Origin of the sequence: Bradyrhizobium zhengyangense (assembly GCF_022012555.1) — a bacterium.
GTDB lineage: Bacteria > Pseudomonadota > Alphaproteobacteria > Rhizobiales > Xanthobacteraceae > Bradyrhizobium > Bradyrhizobium zhengyangense.
Genome location: NZ_JAKLTZ010000015.1, coordinates 1 through 17,541 on the forward strand (window position 1 = coordinate 1; position 17,541 = coordinate 17,541).

15 protein-coding genes are annotated in these 17,541 nt (G+C 64.7%); 4 read left to right on the forward strand and 11 right to left on the reverse strand.

The annotated features are described in order from the left end of the window. Positions 1-325: 325 nt before the first annotated feature. Positions 326-1,120 carry a DODA-type extradiol aromatic ring-opening family dioxygenase gene (locus L6639_RS34445; protein ID WP_237866063.1) on the reverse strand — a complete coding sequence of 265 codons (795 nt, stop codon included), beginning with the start codon at positions 1,118-1,120 and terminating at the stop codon, positions 326-328. A 160-nt stretch (positions 1,121-1,280) separates the two neighbouring features. Between L6639_RS34445 and L6639_RS34450 the strand changes: the two genes are divergently transcribed. Further along, complete coding sequence (locus L6639_RS34450) at positions 1,281-1,460, forward strand: hypothetical protein (protein ID WP_128950411.1); 180 nt, start codon at positions 1,281-1,283, stop codon at positions 1,458-1,460. A gap of 7 nt (positions 1,461-1,467) precedes the next feature. Here the strand turns inward: L6639_RS34450 and L6639_RS34455 are convergent, their stop codons facing one another. Both L6639_RS34455 and L6639_RS34460 read right to left on the reverse strand, forming a co-directional pair. Beyond that, on the reverse strand, positions 1,468-2,937 hold the full coding sequence (locus L6639_RS34455; protein ID WP_237866064.1) for a carboxylesterase/lipase family protein: 1,470 nt from the start codon (positions 2,935-2,937) through the stop codon (positions 1,468-1,470). 84 nt (positions 2,938-3,021) lie between these two features. Further along, on the reverse strand, positions 3,022-3,231 hold the full coding sequence (locus tag L6639_RS34460) for a hypothetical protein (protein ID WP_237866065.1): 210 nt from the start codon (positions 3,229-3,231) through the stop codon (positions 3,022-3,024). Positions 3,232-3,459: 228 nt separating this feature from the next. Here L6639_RS34460 and L6639_RS34465 point away from each other — a divergent pair, with 228 nt between their 5' ends. From L6639_RS34465 to L6639_RS34475, 3 genes are all read left to right on the forward strand, one after another. Continuing rightward, positions 3,460-6,147 (forward strand): flavin-containing monooxygenase, encoded by a 2,688-nt coding sequence (locus tag L6639_RS34465; RefSeq protein ID WP_237866066.1) that lies wholly within the window; start codon positions 3,460-3,462, stop codon positions 6,145-6,147. Positions 6,148-6,279: 132 nt separating this feature from the next. Then, positions 6,280-6,543, forward strand: coding sequence for a hypothetical protein (locus L6639_RS34470; RefSeq protein ID WP_237866067.1), 264 nt, complete (start codon positions 6,280-6,282; stop codon positions 6,541-6,543). 124 nt (positions 6,544-6,667) lie between these two features. Beyond that, positions 6,668-6,973 (forward strand): hypothetical protein, encoded by a 306-nt coding sequence (locus tag L6639_RS34475; protein WP_237866068.1) that lies wholly within the window; start codon positions 6,668-6,670, stop codon positions 6,971-6,973. A gap of 272 nt (positions 6,974-7,245) precedes the next feature. Here L6639_RS34475 and L6639_RS34480 read toward each other — a convergent pair whose 3' ends face one another. The 8 genes from L6639_RS34480 to L6639_RS34515 all read right to left on the reverse strand — a co-directional run bounded on the left by L6639_RS34480 (position 7,246) and on the right by L6639_RS34515 (position 17,201). Beyond that, a complete protein-coding gene (locus L6639_RS34480; protein ID WP_212298790.1) occupies positions 7,246-7,398 on the reverse strand; it encodes a hypothetical protein in 153 nt (50 codons plus the stop codon). A gap of 169 nt (positions 7,399-7,567) precedes the next feature. Then, positions 7,568-8,092, reverse strand: coding sequence for a septal ring lytic transglycosylase RlpA family protein (locus L6639_RS34485; RefSeq protein ID WP_237866069.1), 525 nt, complete (start codon positions 8,090-8,092; stop codon positions 7,568-7,570). Positions 8,093-8,244: 152 nt separating this feature from the next. After that, the gene (locus L6639_RS34490; RefSeq protein WP_237866070.1) at positions 8,245-8,412 is read right to left on the reverse strand and encodes a hypothetical protein; all 168 of its coding nucleotides are present in this window, start codon (positions 8,410-8,412) and stop codon (positions 8,245-8,247) included. A gap of 166 nt (positions 8,413-8,578) precedes the next feature. Continuing rightward, positions 8,579-11,092 (reverse strand): M56 family metallopeptidase, encoded by a 2,514-nt coding sequence (locus L6639_RS34495; RefSeq protein WP_237866071.1) that lies wholly within the window; start codon positions 11,090-11,092, stop codon positions 8,579-8,581. Next, on the reverse strand, positions 11,089-11,481 hold the full coding sequence (locus L6639_RS34500; protein ID WP_237866072.1) for a BlaI/MecI/CopY family transcriptional regulator: 393 nt from the start codon (positions 11,479-11,481) through the stop codon (positions 11,089-11,091). Before L6639_RS34500 ends, L6639_RS34495 begins: the two co-directional genes overlap by 4 nt. Before the next feature lie 333 nt (positions 11,482-11,814). Beyond that, positions 11,815-13,467, reverse strand: a complete 1,653-nt coding sequence (locus L6639_RS34505; RefSeq protein ID WP_338076572.1) for an NAD-dependent malic enzyme — start codon at positions 13,465-13,467, stop codon at positions 11,815-11,817. A gap of 293 nt (positions 13,468-13,760) precedes the next feature. Continuing rightward, positions 13,761-14,759 carry a tripartite tricarboxylate transporter substrate-binding protein gene (locus tag L6639_RS34510; protein ID WP_237866073.1) on the reverse strand — a complete coding sequence of 333 codons (999 nt, stop codon included), beginning with the start codon at positions 14,757-14,759 and terminating at the stop codon, positions 13,761-13,763. Positions 14,760-14,861: 102 nt separating this feature from the next. Next, complete coding sequence (locus L6639_RS34515) at positions 14,862-17,201, reverse strand: mechanosensitive ion channel domain-containing protein (protein ID WP_237866074.1); 2,340 nt, start codon at positions 17,199-17,201, stop codon at positions 14,862-14,864. Between the last annotated feature and the right edge of the window lie 340 nt (positions 17,202-17,541).

Genomic DNA, 17,541 nt, shown 5'->3' on the forward strand with positions numbered 1-17,541 from the left:
ATTGCCCGAGGCTCACATGCCCCTGATTGGCGTCACGCCAAGCAGAGCCGTGATCGCGGAGGATGTCCGCGACCTCCGGGCTGGAGCGCAGCGACTTTGTGCTCTGGCCCATAGCTGGCTTGCTGCGTTGCCGCCGATGTGTCGGCTTGTGAGGCGAGACCGGACCTCGCGATGACGTAGTCAAACCGACGCGATTGCCCCCTCGCGACACACTGTAATCCGCACGTAATTGGTCCCTATTGGAGCAAAGCGACGTGGCCACAGTCACATGATGCCGCGGGGCTTATAGGTATGCGACCCAATCCGTCCGACGAGTACTACGCATTCACCCAAACACGTACGACGCCATCGCAACGCTAGCGACCTCGTCGACGAAAACGCGCTTGCCGACATCGCTGCCGGCAGCACCTGCCGCCACCATCAGCGGCAGAAGATGGTCCTCGCGCGGATGCGCCAGACGCGCGCTCGGCGCCTTCTCCCAATCGACCAGCATCGCGTTGCGGCGCGCCGCGTCCGGATTGCTGATCGCCTCGTTCAGATAGGCTTCGAAATCGTAGGAGACGGGTTTCGATTCCGCGCGCCCGAAACCGCGCATGTTGTGATAGGTGAGCCCGCTGCCGACGATCAGGATGCCCTCGTCACGCAGCGAGGCGATCGCTTCTCCGACCTTGATGTGCTCGGCTGCGTCATAGCTCGACTTGAGCGACAGCAGCACGATCGGCCTGTCGGCATTCGGATACATCAGCCCGAGCGGCACGAAGGTGCCGTGATCAAAGCCCTGATTGGGATCTTCCCGGCAATCGAGGCCGGCGCGCGCAAGCAGCGCCTTCACGTCTGCTGCGAGCTTGGGCTGGCCAGGCGCCGGATATGTGATGTGATAGGTATGCTCGGGGAAACCGTAGTAATCGTACACCATCGGCGGGTGCGCCGAGGTCGACACGGTGAAGGCGTCGGCCTCCCAATGGCCAGTGATAACAAGCACCGCCTTCGGTCTTTCAGGAAGCAGCTGCGGCAGCCGGCCGAACTCCGCGGCCGTCTTGGCATATTGCACCCGCCGGTCCTCCATGAAGGGCCAGGGGCCGCCGCCATGCGACAGAAACAGGGTCGGAAATCGCGTCATGTTGTCAGGCTCGCCTCGAAGACATCTTGCGCGGATGAGACCTCCGCGCGCTTCGCGGCGAGCATAGGCAAACCGGCATGGTTAGCAAGTCGTTAACGATTTGCCGCTCACAATCCTGATGTGGCCGAAGGAATCGGCCAGAAGACAAGCGAGACGTAAGATGAAGAAGTTTGCGCTGGGGGACGTCGTCAACAGTGACAAGGGCCGTCGCGGCGTGGTCCGTGCCGCCTACCGGTCCAAGGAAGGCCAGCAGTTCTATGCCGTCGAGAAGGACGGCACGATGGACTATCTCGAAGAAGACCGCCTGACGCCGGCGCCGCGCGTCGAGCTCGCGGCCTAAGTCCAACTCACTTCTTGCTCTCGCGCGCGAGCCGGTCCAAACGCTCCGACAACGGGTCATCGCCGCTCGCGATGCGATCGTTTGCGATCAGCAGCAGCTGGTCGCTGTCCGCGGCCGCATCCCAATGCGGTAGCTCGGGCCCGTTGGGGTCGCCGTTTTTCGCAAAATTGATCCAATAGGACCGCATCCGATTTGCGACCTCGCGATCCCGTCGCGAGAAGATGCCCGCGCCGGGCACGCCCTCGACGCCGAAGACGAACTGCAACTCGCGCCCGTGGCCCTCGTCGGGGTTGCCGCGCCGGGCTTCCGGCACGTAAGTGAAGCGATAGCGGAAGGTCGGCGCTCCGGTTGCGGCATGAAGCCGGGCGAGCATTCGCACCGGCTCGGAGAACACCTTGTCGGTGTAGAGACTGGCGGCAATTTCAGAGGGCGTCCTGGCGTCAGGATAGAGCTTGCGCAACTCATCGAGGCTCTCGGTGGACGATGACAGCACCTCCGTGACTTCCAGTTCGCTGTCGAAGCGGGTCTCGTCGTCGTTCGAACCGATGATGAGGGGAATGCGGCTCTCGTGTCCTGACGCAAACCCCGCGCCGATGTCTTCGGTCGTGAGGTTTCCGTCCATCGCCGGCGCAAATCTGCGCGGCGATTTTTCCAGCAATTTTCTTTCAGCAGCAAGCAGCCGCGCCGGTTTGACGGCACGCAGATCCGTCGCCTGTCCGAGCGCGGCGACGAACTGCCGCCCCGCGGCCTCGGCCTCCTGCGACGAAGCCAGACGCGCACGGCCGGGTATCGATTGCAGGATTGCTTTCTGGAAGAGATCGCGTGATTGGGCGCACAGCATCAGCAGCGCGATCGATGTCGCGCCGGCGCCGTTGCCGAACAGTGTGATGTTGTTCGCATCGCCGCCGAAGGCCGCGATGTTGTCGTGCACCCAGCGTAGCGCCGTGATCTGATCCATCAGGCCGAAATTGCCGGAGCTGTTCTCCGACAATGCGGGATGCATGAACCAGCCGAGCGCGCCAAGCCGATAGTTCACGGTCACGACGATGAGGCCGGCCTGCGCGAATCTTGCACCGTCGAACAGCGGATCATTGGCGGTGCCGCTGACAAAGCCGCCGCCATGGATGAACACCATCACCGGCAGCGGCCCGTCGACGCCGAAGGGCCTGAACACGTTGAGCGTGAGGCAATCCTCGCGCGCGGCCGGCAGCGACGGCTGCGGACAGGGCGAGCCATAATTGTAGGCCGTGCTCATCTCCGAGCTCTCGGGCAGGGCCTGCGGTGGACGCCAGCGCAGGCTGTCGACCGGCGGCGCCGCGTAGGCCAGCCCCTTGAAGGAGGCCACTTCGCCTTCGACCGCGCCGAGCATCTGACCTTCGCGCGTCAATGCAAATGGATACTGGCCGACCGGCTGGGCGACGGCGCGGCCGGCGCAGAGCAATGCAAGGGCTGCAATGAGCGCAAGCAGGGATCGCATCTTCAGGGGATCTCGATGCGCGGAAATGGTCCCTGGCAGGTTACGTCCGCAACGCGCGAAGAGGCAAGCGCCGAGGCGCGTCAGCTAACCGCCCTTGGCGATGATGTCCGCCAGCGCGCGTCGCGCGATGATGCCGAGCTCGCCGAGCGTGGAGTGGCCGGATTGCGCCGCCTCGATCAGGCGCTCGGCGATGAACCGGCGACTGTCGTGATCGCCGCCATGCGGCAATTGCCGGCACGTCTCCTCCAGGACGACGTCCATGTTGGCTTTGGTTCGCTCACTCAGCTCTGTCATGGCGCCCTGGATACGCGTGGCTAGTAGCCGCAAGCATACACAGACGGATCATCCATGATTAGCCCGGGCAATCACGGCCATTGTGCATCGCGATGCGTGCATCGAAGCAACGTTCGCGCCGCCACGATGATGCCGCAAAGGGACTACCGAAGATTGCACTTGTTCTGATGACAAGCCGGGCCTGCGGGACTAGCCTGCCGGCAAAACAAAGACACGGGAGGAATAACCATGCCGGAAGCAATGGTCGCCGCACGTGAGTCCAAGGCGGGAAGCGGAACCGTCCAAAACGTCGATGTTGCCGTGGTCGGCGCCGGTTTTTCCGGCCTCTATCTTCTCCATCGCCTGCGCAAGGCCGGCCTCTCCGCCGTCGGTCTCGAAGAAGCCGGCGACGTCGGCGGCACCTGGTACTGGAACCGCTATCCCGGCGCCCGCTGCGATATCCAGACCATCGACTACAGCTACACGTTCGATCCGGAGCTCGACAAGGCGTGGACCTGGTCGGAGAAATACGCGACCCAGCCCGAGATCCTGCGCTATCTCGGCTTCGTCGCCGATCGCTACGATCTCAGGCGCGACATCCGCTTCAGGACCAAGGTCACCGAAGCCAAATGGGACGAGAAAGCCGAGCGCTGGCAACTCACCACGGACAACGGCGCTGCCGTCTCCTGCCGCTTCTACATCATGGCGACCGGCTGTCTCTCCGCGCCAAAACCGCCGGAGATCGACGGCGTCAAGGATTTCAAGGGCGAGGTCTATTTCACCGGACGCTGGCCACATGACGGCGTCAATCTCGCGGGAAAGCGCGTCGCCGTGATCGGCACCGGTTCGTCGGGCATCCAGTCGATCCCTCTGATCGCCGAACAGGCGGCCCACCTGACCGTGTTCCAGCGCACGCCGAATTTCGCGCTGCCCGCCCATAACGGCCCCTCGCCGGCCGATCGCAGGGACCTGTTCCAGAGCGACCGCGCGGCCTATCGCGAGCAGGCGCGCCAGTCGATGGCCGGCGTACCCTATCCGCAGCAGACCGTCGTCAGCTGGCAGCTCAGCGATGCCGAGCGTCGCGAGCGGTTCGAGCGCGCTTGGGCTGCCGGCGACCTCGTCCACATCCTGACGCAGCTTTGGGCCGACCAGGCGGTCGATGTCGACGGCAACAAGATCGTCCAGGACCTGATCCGCGAGAAGATCTCGGCGGCCGTGAAGGATCCGGTGACGGCGGCAGCGCTGATGCCGGACGATCATCCGTTCGGCGCCAAACGTCCCTGCCTCGAAACCAACTATTACGCGACCTACAACCGGCCGAACGTCACGCTGGTCAATCTGCGCCAGGAGCCGATCAAGGCGATCACCGCAGGCGGCATCACGACGGCCAAGCGCAATGTCGATGTCGACGTCATCGTGTTCGCCACCGGCTTTGATGCCATGACCGGCGCGATCCGCGCCGTGCATCCGATCACCGGGCGCGGCGGCAAGTCGCTCACCGATGTCTGGGCACAGGGGCCGCAGAGCTATCTGGGGCTCACGGTCGAAGGCTTCCCGAACTTCTTCATGATCACCGGGCCCGGCAGCCCGTCGGTGCTGTCGAACATGGCTGTTTCGATCGAGCAGCATGTCGATTGGGTCGTGGACCGCCTCAAAGCGTTGGGCGAAGCCGGCTTCACCACCATCGAGCCAACCGAGACGGCGCAAGCCGGCTGGAACAGGCACATGGCCGACTGCTCGATGCTGACGCTGCATCGGCTCGCCAACACCTGGTACACGGGCGCCAACGTGCCCGGCAAGGTTCAGGGCCTGATGCCCTATACCGGAGGTGTCGGTCCCTATCGCAGCCTTTGCGACGAGGTCACCAGCCGCGGCATGCTCGGCTTCAGGCTGACCGGACCCAATGTCGCCGCACAATGCAATGACGGCGAGGTGGTGCGGCTGCAGCCGGACGTGCGGCTGGTGCTGAACCTGCTGGCCTCGTTGAACCTGCCACCGATCGAGTCGATGGGGGCGGCAGGCGCGCGCGCCTTCGTCAATGAGTTCAACAAGGGCCGGCCTGCGGGACGGCTGATCGGCGAGATCGTCGACGGCACGCTCCCCGGCGCCGACGGCCCGCTGCCCTACCGCGTCTACAAGCCGGCCACGCCGGGGCCGCATCAGGTCGTGGTGTATTTCCACGGCGGCGGCTGGGTGCTCGGCGACGAGCAGTCGGACGAGCCGTTCTGCCGCGACATGGTGCGACGGACCGGCATGATGTTCGTCAGCGTCGGCTATCGCCACGCGCCGGAGCATCGTTTCCCGGCGGCCATCGAGGACGGCTACGCGGCGACGCGCTGGATCTCGGAGCATCTGGCCGAACTCGGCGGCATCCCGGGCCCGGTGCTGGTCGCCGGCTGGAGCGCCGGCGGCAACATCGCGGCCGTCACCTGCCAGCTCGCACGCGATCGCGGCGGGCCGGAGATATCAGGTCAGCTGCTGGTATGTCCGGTGACGGACAGCAGCTTCGACCGGCCCTCCTACAACGACAATGCGACCGGCTACTTCCTGACGCGCTCGCTGATGTACTGGTTCTGGGACCTGTACTGCTCACCGGCCGACCGCACCGATCCGCGCGTCTCGCCGCTGCGCGGCAAGGTCTCGGGCCTGCCGCCGGCCTTTGTGGTGACGGCCGAGTTCGATCCGCTCCGCGACGAGGGCATCGCCTACGCCGAGGCGATGGCCGCCGCCGGCGTCCAGGTCGAGCAGTTGAAGGCGCACGGCCATTTCCACTCGTCCTTTGTGATGGTGGACGTGGTGATCACAGGCGTCCAGGGCCGGGTGCAGATGGCGCAAGCCCTGCGGCGCTTTGCAGGGCTGCCGCCCGAGGTCAGCCGCGACGAGAGAGCCCACGGCCATGCGAGCCCAGGGGATAAGATCGCAGCCGCCGCGAGCTGAGCCGCCATCGGCCGGGAACCTTTTCCCGGCCGCCGCGTTCTCGGTGCGTGGCATTGAGATGCAGTGATGGGTAATGGGCCCTGGCACGCAAGGTAAGCGTGTCAGGGTTCTTTTTGCGTGAGGCGGGGGACAATGGGGGACGCATCAAAGGTCGATTTCAGCGCGCTCGCCGTGCTGCAGAAATGGCCGTCCCTGGGAAATCAGCGCCGGCTGGACCGCGAGCCCTATCAGGTCAGCGAGGGCACGCTCGATGACTGCATCTCGGCATTCATGGCAAAGCCCGCGCCCACAAGGCATCTCTATGAGATCCGCACGGCCGCGCAGCCGCCGCTGGTCACGGACATCCTCTCGCCCGAGCATGTCATCGAGCTGTCGCGCTTGAGAGAATTTCTCTGAACTGTAGGCCAGCACCTACACGCCAGGGACATTAGTCTCATCCGCATCCCGAAATCTCGGCAGGAACCTTCCTCCGGTTTTTCCCGTTAACGGAGATCGGAAAGCCGAGATGTGAGCAATCCAGATGCTTGACGCTGGCGTACCATCCCCGGTCGTGCCCTATGGCGCCGACCAGACTCTGTTCGTGGTGATCGATCGCCTCGACGAGGCCACTGAAATTCGCGTCGAGCGAAGCGATCTCGATGCAGCAATCAACGATCTCGTCGCCGGCTGCTTCAACGATCCCATCAAGGTGATCTCGTTCAACACGCTCGAGCACTGGATGAAAGACATCTCGACCGATGTTGCCGATGAAATCCAGGCGCGCTGCGACATCGACGGCGTGACGCTTCCTGATTATCTCAGCGATTTCGTCGAGAGCCACAGCTGAGCGTGCTGTCGTAGCGACAAGCTTGCAGGCAACAAAAAGCGCCGCTTTCGCGGCGTTTTTCGCATCTTATCACGCTCTCAATGATGCCAGAAGATCGCCAGCAGCAGGATGACCGGCAGCGGCACGCCAAGCAACCAAAGCAAAGCACCTCGTCCAAAGCCCATGACTTCCTCCTCCATATTCATGACTGACATGACGCCGGAGAGAAGAAGAAGTTCCGCAGATGGCAGAGAGGCCAAATGCGTTCAGAGCATGGATCTAATGGGGTTAGACTACCCGCGCCGGCGGCCGGCGATAACCTCGATCTCGCGGCGGCGCTCGCCGGCGAAAGTCAGGAGCTTTTCGATCGTGGGCGTATCCGTGATCCGTTTGGCCAGCCGCTCGGCGCGCGCCGCCTGATCTTCGAGATACTGGATCGTGTTCAAGCGCCGTCCCCCCAAAGCCCCGAATTGCCGGACGCCTATGGTGCGGGAGAGCCGCTAATAGTCGGTTAAGCGCGGCAAAGGCGATTTATTGTTTGAGCATGATCTCCGCGCAAACGCGTTCCGCGTTTGTCGCGAGGGAAAACCGATACACACTTTTCCGGATCACGCTCTATTGCACGACGTCGAGCCTGACATTGGCGAGGCCCTTGTCGACCATGCCGAGCGCCTCGGCCGCGGACGGCGAGATGTCGACGACGCGGCCGCGCACGAAGGGCCCGCGATCGTTGACCCTGACCGTCACGAAGCGACCGGAGGAGACATCGGTGACGCGCAGCTTGGTCCCGAACGGCAGCGTGGGATGGGCCGCAGTCAGCTCGTTCTTGTCAAATCTCTCGCCGCTCGCGGTCTCCGTGTCCGAGTAGAAGCTCGCCACGCCCTGCGAGGCCGACGACTTGGCGCTTGCTGTGTCGACCGACCGATGCGGCCTGTAGATCGGACGCGGATGCAGCGCCGCCACGCGGTGCGGCCGCTCGATCGCAGCCTGCTTTGTGGTCGGAGCGAGATCGGCCCTCTGGCGGCCGACCGGTGATTGCGCGCAGGCGGCGAGCGATGCGGCCCCCATGATGACCAGCAGCAACCGTGACGAGGTTGCCGGCGAGGTCAGGGTCGTTTCGGCACGTGCAATGCGAGACATGATGCGCCCTCCGAACACCCCTGAGTTTCGGTGGGCAATGAGGGCAGAACCTTGGCTGAACAAAAGCGGCCTTGCGGCCGCCATCGTTTCGCGCCGGCTGTGATGAATCCACCACAGTCACCTGTCCTGAATCGACACAAAATGGCGAGAAATCAGCCCGATACGACGCGCCAGATGACCGGGCGCGTCTCCGGCCGCGCCTCGCCGGTCTCGACCTCACCCCTCATGAGCCGCGCGAGCTCGCGTCGATAGAGCAGCTGCCAGCCGGTTTTCAGGCTGGCAAGAAAGTCGAGCTCCCGTTGCGTCAGCATGCACATCATGAACCCGATCCGCCTGCGGGCCGTCCCTGAGGTCCCTAGCCGGCGCCCGCATCGAACATCCGCGGCAGACTGCCAAGCGTAATGTTACACAGCGTAACGGTTGCGGCAGACGGGCGCAAGCCGGGATCGGCCGCCTGCGCCCCTGATCACGACAACGCGAACGCAGCTAGAAATTGGGCCCGAGCGCGATCTTGGTGATCGTCCCATTCCTGACGCCGATGCGCCATTCCGCCGAGCCGTTGGCGAACTGGGCGAGATAGATGTCGCTGTCGAGCGCGGTGACGCCGCGGAACGAGACGGCGCGCAGCGCACCGAGCCGAGCCAGGATCGCCTGGTCGAACGGAAGCTGCGCACGCGTGATGTTGGCGACCTCGCTCGTCATATGATCGTAGTCGGGCTGCCCCTGGCCGATGCCTTCGATATAGTGCCGCAGCATCACCTCACCATTGGCGATCGGAACGGCGCGCCGCGCGGCGCGTCCCTGCCGCGCGAGAAGGTTCGAGGCCTCGACATTGTGGAAGCGCGTCTGCCGACCCGGCACCAGGATCTCCATGCACTTGCCCGACTTGTCGGCAATGACCCACGGATTGTTCACGCTGGTCAGCGTCGCCCAGGTCATGTCCGACCTGACGACGCTCTGCGCCCTGCGCTCGCCATTCGCATCGAGATTGAAGACCTGAATGTCGTCCGCGGTCTCGTTGTAGAGCATGATCCTGATCGGCGACGTGCCGGCGCGGCCGCGCACGTTCGCCTCCTCCGAACAGGGGACGATGCCGCCGAGCTCGTCGTTGCCGTCGGGCCGGAAGATCACGTCGCCGGCCTTGCCGTCGGGCTCGATCAGCAGGCGGAATTCCGCGGTGCCATTCTCGAACTTGGCGCCATAGATGTCGTAGCCACCGGGCCCGACGCCGCGGAAGAAGATCGACTCGACCGCACCGAGCGCTGCAAAGGTCGCGCGCAATTCGTCGAGGCGACGGTGGATGTTGGCCGCCAGCGGCGCGCTCATGCGATCATAGCTCGGCGTGCCGCGGCGCAGATCCTCGATTCCTTTCAGGATCATCTCCTTGCTGCCGGCCGCCGGGACCTGCTCCCTGAACCTGTCAGGCACTTCCGCCAGGCGCCGGGCGAAGTCGGCCTCGATCGCCTGGGCCTGCGCCGCGTCGATCCGCGGCGCGAGGCGAGCGCCGGACGCGGCGTTCTGGACCAGCACGCGCGAGACCGAGGCTGCATCGTCGCGCAGGAAGATCAGGAGATGATCGCCATGGACGGAGAACGCGTCAGTGCCCTCGGCCAGCACCGCCGATCGGCCCTGCCCGGTCTCCTGCACCTGCAGACCATCGCCGTCGCGCCTGATGGTGAGCACGCGGCTCGGCGCAATCTTGTACCAGCCGACATATTGATCAAGCGACACCGGATCCGTCGTCGATGCCGGCATCTCGGCGACGTTGATAGCGCGCACGTCGCGGCCGTTCATATGCAGCGTCAGCTCGGACGAGCGGCGCTCCATATCAACAGCGAACGTGATCTCGCCAAATGAGGCCGCGTAGGACGCGGTGCCGTCGCCTGCAACGGTCAAGCGCAGCTTGCGCTGGCCGGTGAGCTGACCGTAGAGGTCGTCGCCCTCGCGGAAGATCGCGAACACCGAAGCCGGGCCCATGGCGTAGAAATTGACCAACGGATGGTAATGCTCGGCCGGCACCTGACCGATATCAGAACCTGATGGCACAGGATCCGGCGTGCGGTAGGCGATCATGCCGGCCGACACGATCACGACAGGCACGATCGCCGCCGCGATCCACAGCCGCTTGCGCCAGCCGACCGCCACGGGCATGGCGGCAGCGGCGATGATGCGTTCGACCCGTGCGCGCACGGTCGAGACCTGCGCCATCGCAAGCTCCATCGGCCGCGGCTTCACCGACGTCGCGACATCGAGCAGGATTTCCGCATAGGACAGCCGGTCGTCGATCATCTCGATCGCGCGGGCATCGCTGATGATCTCCGCAAGCTCGGCCAGACGCGCCAGCTGCCACCACGAGAACGGGCTGAACCAGAACACCACGCGATTGAGCGAGGCGAGCAGCAGGACGTAGAAATCCCTGTTGGCGACATGCGCGCCCTCATGCGCGAGCACCGCGAGGCGCTTCTTGGCGTCCCAGCCGAAAAACTGCGGCGGCACCAGGATGGTCGAGCCGAAAGTGACGGGGCCGCCGACGTCGCGGCTGACGCGCACGTCCGCTCCGATCAGGCCTTTCACCGGCTTTGCCGCGCGCGCAAGACGCCATGTCAGGCAAAGGCCGATCGCCAGCCGCATCAGCAACAGGCCTGCGACGCAGGCATAAACGGTGGTGGCAATTGTCCACCAGTCGATCGGGATGCCATGCTTTGCCATCGGCGCGATGGCCGCACCTGATGCGGTCGGCAAGGACGGCTGCGGCCGGTCCAGCATCGCGATATCGGCCGGCCAGACGTCATCGGGCACTGGCACGGACAAGGGCAGCCGGTCGATGGTGAGCGTCGGCCAGTGCATCACGAACGGCATCGCCAGCGATGCCAGCAGCACGACCACCCACACCGTCATATGAACGTGCGGATTGCGCACACGAAAAAGGATGAGACCGATCCAGACGACGCCTCCCAGCGCGAAGGAGCGTAACGCCGCCTCAGCCAGAGCTGCGATCATTCTTTTTTCACTCCCCTCGCCTTCTTCGCCTTGGCCACCTGGTCGGCCAGCGCGCGCAATTGCTGCTGGTCGAGCATCGCATTGTCCACCATGCCGACGAGGACCTCCTCCATCGAGCCGTTGCAGAACCAGTCGACGATGCGCTGCACCGCCTTGGCCGCGACCCGGGCGCGCGCCTCGGTGGCGTGGTAGACGTAAGTGCGTCCGTCAACCGTGTGGCGAGCATAGCCTTTTTCTTCGAGGCGGCGCAGCACCGTTCGCACCGTCGATTCCTTCAGACGCCGCGACAGACGCTCGCGCACGATTTCGGCCGTGACCGGCCCATGGGCCCATACTATCTGCATGACCTCGTGCTCGAGATCGCCCAGGTCGGGCAAACGATCGTCCATGGTGGCTTACCTATTGAGATTCTTGTAACGCTACGAAGCGTCGCACATAAGGCCACGGCAGACAATTGCGATTGCGGTGATGCCGACCGGGCCGGGGAAAGGCTCTTGATGAGGCAGGCAGGGTGCCTCGCCCCTCACCCGGATCGCCCTGGACGGTGCTTCGCATCGCCGAGGCGATCCGACCTCTCCCCGCAAAGAGCGGGGAGAGGTTAGGCACATCAACTCGGCGCGCGCGGTAAGGCGCGCACCCGCTCTCTCACCCCCTCGCCCCGTTCTCACGGGGAGAGGGTGGGATGAGGGGCTGCCTCCGCGGATTCGACCGCATTGTGAGCGTCAGTATTTCGGCTCGTACATCTGCGACTGGACCAGGCCCTTCACGTCATTGGGCGCAGGCCCATCGGCGAGCCCTCGCTGAAAAGCGACATCAGCCACGGCCGCCGCAATGCGGGCCGAGACCTCGCGGATGCGCGGCAAAGCCGGATACAGGCTGCCCTGATCGAGATCCTCCTTGCCGACGCAATTGGCGAGCGTATGAGCGGCCGCCATGAACATCTCGTCGGTCACGAGCCGCGAGCGGCTGGCGATGACGCCGAGGCCGACGCCGGGGAAGATGTAGGAGTTGTTGCCCTGGCGCGGCACGAAGGTGCGGCCATTGAGCGTCACCGGGTCATAGGGACTGCCACAGGCGAACAGCGCGCGGCCCTCGGTGTAGCGATAGGCATCCTCCGCCGAGCATTCCGCCTTCGAGGTGGGGTTGGACAGCGCGAACACGATCGGCTGTTCGTTGAGCTCGGCCATCGTCTTGAGCACCTCGGGCGTGAAGGCGCCGCCGACCGCGGCAACGCCGATGATCGCCGTCGGCTTGAGCGTCTTGATTGCGGTGAGGAAGTCGGCGATTGGCGCCTGGTCGGTGTGGGCATAGCGGAGCTTGTGGCCGTGCAGGCCGTCGCGGCCGCTGACGACGAGGCCACGGGAATCCACCAGCCAGTTGCGACGGAGCGCCTGGGCCTCCGTTGCGCCCTCCGCCATCATGGCGGAGACGACGAGATCGGCGATGCCGGTCGCCGCCTCGCCAGCGCCGAGGAACAGGATGCGCTGGTCCCGGAGCTTGCCGCCGCTGATACGCAGCGCCGAGAACAGGCCGGCGAGCGCGACGGCCGCGGTGCCCTGGATGTCGTCGTTGAAGACGCAGGCTTCGTCCCGGTATTTGTGCAGCAACTTGAACGCGGAATGATTGGCGAAATCCTCGAACTGGATCAGCACGCCGGGGAAGGTCTTTCGCGCGGCGGTCATGAACTCGTCGACGAAGCTGTCATAGGCTTCGCCCGTCAGCCGCCGTTCGCGCAGACCGAGATAGTAGGGATCGCTCAGCAGCTCCGCGTTGTTGGTGCCGACGTCGAGCACGATGGGCAGGCACTGCTCGGGATGCACGCCGGCGCAGGCCGAATAGAGCGACAGCTTGCCGACGGGAATCCCCATGCCATTGGCACCGAGATCGCCAAGTCCCAAAATGCGTTCGCCATCGGTGACGACGATCAACTTGGCCTGATAGGGCCAGTTCTTCAGGATCTCGGCGATCTGGCCGCGATCGTGCGAGGAGATGAACATGCCGCGCGGCCGCTGGAAGATCAGGCCGTATTTCTGGCAGGCGAGCCCGACCGTCGGCGTGTAGATGATCGGCTGGATCTCGTCGATATTGTCGACGACGACGCGGAAGAACAGCGCCTCGTTGCGGTCATGCAGCGCGTTCAACGCGACGTATTTCTCCAGATCCGTCGGCAGCGAGCGCAGATTGATCAGCACGCGCTCGACCTGCGCCTCGATCGTCAGCACGCAGGGCGGCAACAGGCCGCGCAGGCCGCGCGCGGCGCGCTCGGCTTCCGTGAAGGCCGTGCCCTTGTTGAGCAGGGGGTCGCGCAGCAGCGTCATGCCTTGCGCGGAATCGGATGATGTCGAATGGGCGCTGACCCGAGCAGGTCTATTCACGAATTCCCCCAGGGAGTTTCTTATTGAAGGGCGAGCATTGTCGGCCAGCGGTCCATCGAGATCAAGGACGTTGCCCCCTGGGCCACGATTGTGATCTCGCACCGCAGCGAGGTTTTCGCGAACGATCCGCAGGTTGCTCTCTCCCCTCGTCATTCCGGGGCGCGACGAAGTCGCGAGCCCGGAATCCATTCATCCACTAACTCTGCCGCCCGATGGCTTCCGGGTTCGCGCTGACGCGCGCCCCGGAATGACGAGAAATCCTCAAGATGAGGGCGAAATGTGCCGCAACAGCTCTACTCCGGCCTGATATCCGCAGCTTTCACGACAGGCCACCATTTCTCGATCTCGGCCTTCTGGAAGGCGCCGAGAGCTGCGGGCGATTGCTGGTCCACCGGCGGAATCTCCTGCCCAAGTTCGGCAAAGCGCTGCCTGACGGCGGGATCGGCAAGAGCTGCGACAATGGCTGTGTTGAGCTTTGTGATAGTCTCCTTCGGCGTATTCTTCGGTGCCCAGATGCCGTGCCAGTAGGAGATGTAGAGACCGGGTAGCCCGGCCTCGTCGACGGTCGGAATGTCGGGCGCGGATGCAAGCCGCGTCGGCGAGGTCACGGCGAAAGCTTTGATCGCGCCACTCTTGACATGCGGCAGCGAATTGGTGGCCTGGTCGAACATGATGTCGATCTGTCCAGCGACGAGGTCGATCATCGCCGGCCCCGCGCCACGATAGGGCACGAACTGGAAGTCGGTGCCGGTCCTTTCCTTGAAGAAAACGCCGGCGACATGCGCGCCGGTGCCGGCGCCAGCCGTGCCCGCGGTGGCCTTGCCGGGATTGGCCTTTAGCCAGGCGATCATCTCTTTCAGGCTGTTTGCCTCGAGCGACTTCCGGCCGACAATCAGCTGCGTGCCCATCGCGACCAGCGCGACGGGCTCGAAATCGGCGAGCAAATCGTAGGGCAGCTTGAAGATCGCGCCGTTGAGCACATGCGTGCCCCAATGGCCGATGGTGATGGTGGTGCCGTCGGGCGCGGCCCGCGCGACGCGGGCGCCGGCGATACTGCCGGAGGCGCCGGCGACGTTCTCGACCACGATCGTCGCATGCAGATCGGCCGCGATCCGTTCCGACAGGATCCGCGCCAGCGTATCGGTCGGCCCGCCCGCCGCGAACGGGACCACGAGGGTGATGGGCCGAGAGGGGAACGATTGCGCACCGGCCGGTGCGGTCCACGCCGCGCATCCGATCACCGCGCACACGACGATTACATGACCGCGCAATCCGGCCCACAGCCCCCGCATCACTCTCTCCCACCGTTCTTGACGTCCGCATGTCGTCAGCGGACTGGAGGGCGAGTGAACGCCGCCGGTTGAGCGGAGGCAAGGCGGAAATTTACCGCGTACCTATCCGGCTGCCCGTCTTGGCGTCAGGTTGGCGGCGAGATCGACCGGCGGTGCGACATGCATCAAGATGGTCTGGGTCGCTGATGCGACCTCGATGCCGTTCTGCTGGAAGCGCTGCTTCATGCGACGGTTGAATTCGCGCTGGACCGGCCAGCGGCCAGCCTCGGTGCAGCGGATCTGGCCGACGATCGAGACCATGGCACCATCGACCTTGTCGATGCCCCAGAGCTCGAGGTCGCCGCGGATCAGCGGGCGGAAGTCGGGCTCGCGGCGCATCTCCTCGACGATCTCCTTGAGGATCTGGCCGGCGCGATCGGTGTCCTCCTTGTAGGCGACGTTGACGCTGACGGAGGCATTGCCGGCACCACGGCTGGCATTGGTGATGGTCGTCACCGCGCTGAACGGCACGATGTGCACGGCGCCGTCACCCGCACGTAGGCGAATGGTGCGGATCGAGACGTTCTCGACCACGCCAGTAAGCCCCGACACGCTGACGGTGTCGCCGACCTGCACCGTGTTCTCCAGCAGCAGGAACAGGCCGGTAATGAGATCCTGCACCAGCTTCTGCGAGCCGAAGCCGATGGCGATGCCGACGATGCCGGCGCCGGCGAGCAGCGGCGCGACATTGACACCGATCTCGCTGAGTGCCGTGAGGCCGACCACGGTGGCGATGAGGCACAAGAGCGCTGTCCGCAGCATCGGCTGAAAGGTGCGCAGGCGCGCGGCGCGGGCATAATGTCCGTCGCGCGACAGTGTGTTGATCTGGCGATCCAGCAGCGCATTGCTGGCCTCCCAGATCGCCGCAGCGATGACGACGGCGACGCCGATCGTCGCAACGGCCGAGAGCAGCCGGCTGCCGATCTGGCCGCCATAGAACCAGACGATGGCATCGACGCCCCAGACCTCGAGCACCGCAACGAAGCCGACGAAGGCGATCGCGCCGGAGACGATCTTGCGCAGCAGCGGCAGATAGCGATTGGCGCGGATCTCCAGCCCCGGAAAGCGCTGGAGGATGTCTGGCCGGATGCGAAAGCCACGATCGATCAAGCTCAGCGTCACCATGATGGCGACGCGCGTGATCAGCACGACCGCGATGGTGCCGACGAAATATTGCAGCAACAGCGAATAGCCGTTGTGGATGTTGAGCGCCCAGACCGCCCACAGGGCCAAATCGAGCGCGATCGCCAGATAATGCCAGCCGCCGGCGATGCGGTTGCGCAGACGCGCCGCAATCCCCTGCCGATCCGCCGGCGCGCGGATGGCGTCGGCGACCTGGCGGCGGCATTGCAGGATGATGACGACGACGAACAGATGCACGACCAGCATGACCATGCGAATGAGCGCGGCGTAGCCGGCACGATGAAGGCCGAGCAACAGCGCCACATTGGCGAACGCAATGCCGGTCACCGCGACACCGACAATGCGGCGCGCCCAGATCTCGATATAGGCCGCGGTCTCGGCCCGCGCCGGAAACAGGCCGAAGGGCCCGGCCAGGGCGCGGATGACGCAGATCAGCCCGCGCGAGAACGCGTAGGCGTTGACGACCGCAAGGATCACGAGACGGACGGTAGCGGGCTCGCCGATCTCCGTTCCGAGCAATGCGGTCGAGATGCCAAGGAAAGCAACGACCGGTAGCAGTTCGAATAGCAATCGTCCCAGCACCAAGGGCAGCCGCAGCATTAGCTGCCAGACACGCGCAAGGCTGTGCCGTCGCTTGTGCAAATCTGGCTCGGGCGTGACATCGGCGACCGATGACGGTGGATCGGCGATGGGCAGCGCCTGCACCGGCAGGCGTGCAGTCTGAGGCACGCGCCCTTCGAGGAAGGCGACCGGTCGCCGGATCAGGCGGACGCCAACCCATTCGGCCGTGAGCGCGCAGCCGAACACCAGCGCCAGCTTCCAGCCGATCTCGATCAGGAGATTGTAGGCATCAGGGTCGTCAGCGGTCCGGACGATCCAGTAGTAGAACGCCCAGAAATGCGTGAGCGTGCGCGCCATATCGACGACATCGCGCGAGATCTCTCCGATCTGTTCGGACACCGTGAGCAGAAGCTGGGCGCCGAGGCCATCGGCCGCGAGCGGGATCGGCAACTTCTGCTCGGGCGCGGGCGGTGCGGCCTGCTGCGGGCCAGACGCATTGGCGATCGCGCGCAACGTATCGATCATTTGCGCGCGCTTCTTGTCGTCCTGGAGCGTGTCCAGCGCCCGCCTCGCCTCGTCAGGCGACAATGCGACCGCGCTCCTGGGGGCAGGCGCAGGCGTCTCAGCGCGGGCTCCGGAGAACGACGAGATGGCGAGGAAGAGCGCTGCGAGAAGCGCCGAGGCAAGCTTGTGCGACACGCGGAATCCCCAAAATAAATGAAGCGCGCCGGCGGAATCGGGACCGCGCGAAGCACTGCGTCATGTCGGATCGGCGCTATTCGCCCCGATCGTGTGTCGGAAATTTGCCGATCAGGCGGCCATCTCTTGGCATTTCCCGCAACGCAAACGGTGGAACCGCGTCATGGTCAATGTTGCGAAGGCGTGCAAAATTGCTGATCGGAATTCGGGGCATCGAATGGCAGATTTCGATCGGCGCGAGCTCATGCTTGCGGGAGCTGCGCTCCTGCTCGGCACGCCGTCAGCGATCGCACAGAGCGGACCCAGCTTCATCTATCGCGGCATCACACGCTGCACGACA

What these genes read in the sequence shown, in the direction of transcription:
- L6639_RS34445 (WP_237866063.1), bottom strand. Translation starts at nt 1,120, where the DNA reads ATGACGCGATTTCCGACCCTGTTTCTGTCGCATGGCGGCGGCCCCTGG.
- L6639_RS34450 (WP_128950411.1), top strand. Translation starts at nt 1,281, where the DNA reads ATGAAGAAGTTTGCGCTGGGGGACGTCGTCAACAGTGACAAGGGCCGT.
- L6639_RS34455 (WP_237866064.1), bottom strand. Translation starts at nt 2,937, where the DNA reads ATGCGATCCCTGCTTGCGCTCATTGCAGCCCTTGCATTGCTCTGCGCC.
- L6639_RS34460 (WP_237866065.1), bottom strand. Translation starts at nt 3,231, where the DNA reads ATGACAGAGCTGAGTGAGCGAACCAAAGCCAACATGGACGTCGTCCTG.
- L6639_RS34465 (WP_237866066.1), top strand. Translation starts at nt 3,460, where the DNA reads ATGCCGGAAGCAATGGTCGCCGCACGTGAGTCCAAGGCGGGAAGCGGA.
- L6639_RS34470 (WP_237866067.1), top strand. Translation starts at nt 6,280, where the DNA reads ATGGGGGACGCATCAAAGGTCGATTTCAGCGCGCTCGCCGTGCTGCAG.
- L6639_RS34475 (WP_237866068.1), top strand. Translation starts at nt 6,668, where the DNA reads ATGCTTGACGCTGGCGTACCATCCCCGGTCGTGCCCTATGGCGCCGAC.
- L6639_RS34485 (WP_237866069.1), bottom strand. Translation starts at nt 8,092, where the DNA reads ATGTCTCGCATTGCACGTGCCGAAACGACCCTGACCTCGCCGGCAACC.
- L6639_RS34490 (WP_237866070.1), bottom strand. Translation starts at nt 8,412, where the DNA reads ATGATGTGCATGCTGACGCAACGGGAGCTCGACTTTCTTGCCAGCCTG.
- L6639_RS34495 (WP_237866071.1), bottom strand. Translation starts at nt 11,092, where the DNA reads ATGATCGCAGCTCTGGCTGAGGCGGCGTTACGCTCCTTCGCGCTGGGA.
- L6639_RS34500 (WP_237866072.1), bottom strand. Translation starts at nt 11,481, where the DNA reads ATGGACGATCGTTTGCCCGACCTGGGCGATCTCGAGCACGAGGTCATG.
- L6639_RS34510 (WP_237866073.1), bottom strand. Translation starts at nt 14,759, where the DNA reads ATGCGGGGGCTGTGGGCCGGATTGCGCGGTCATGTAATCGTCGTGTGC.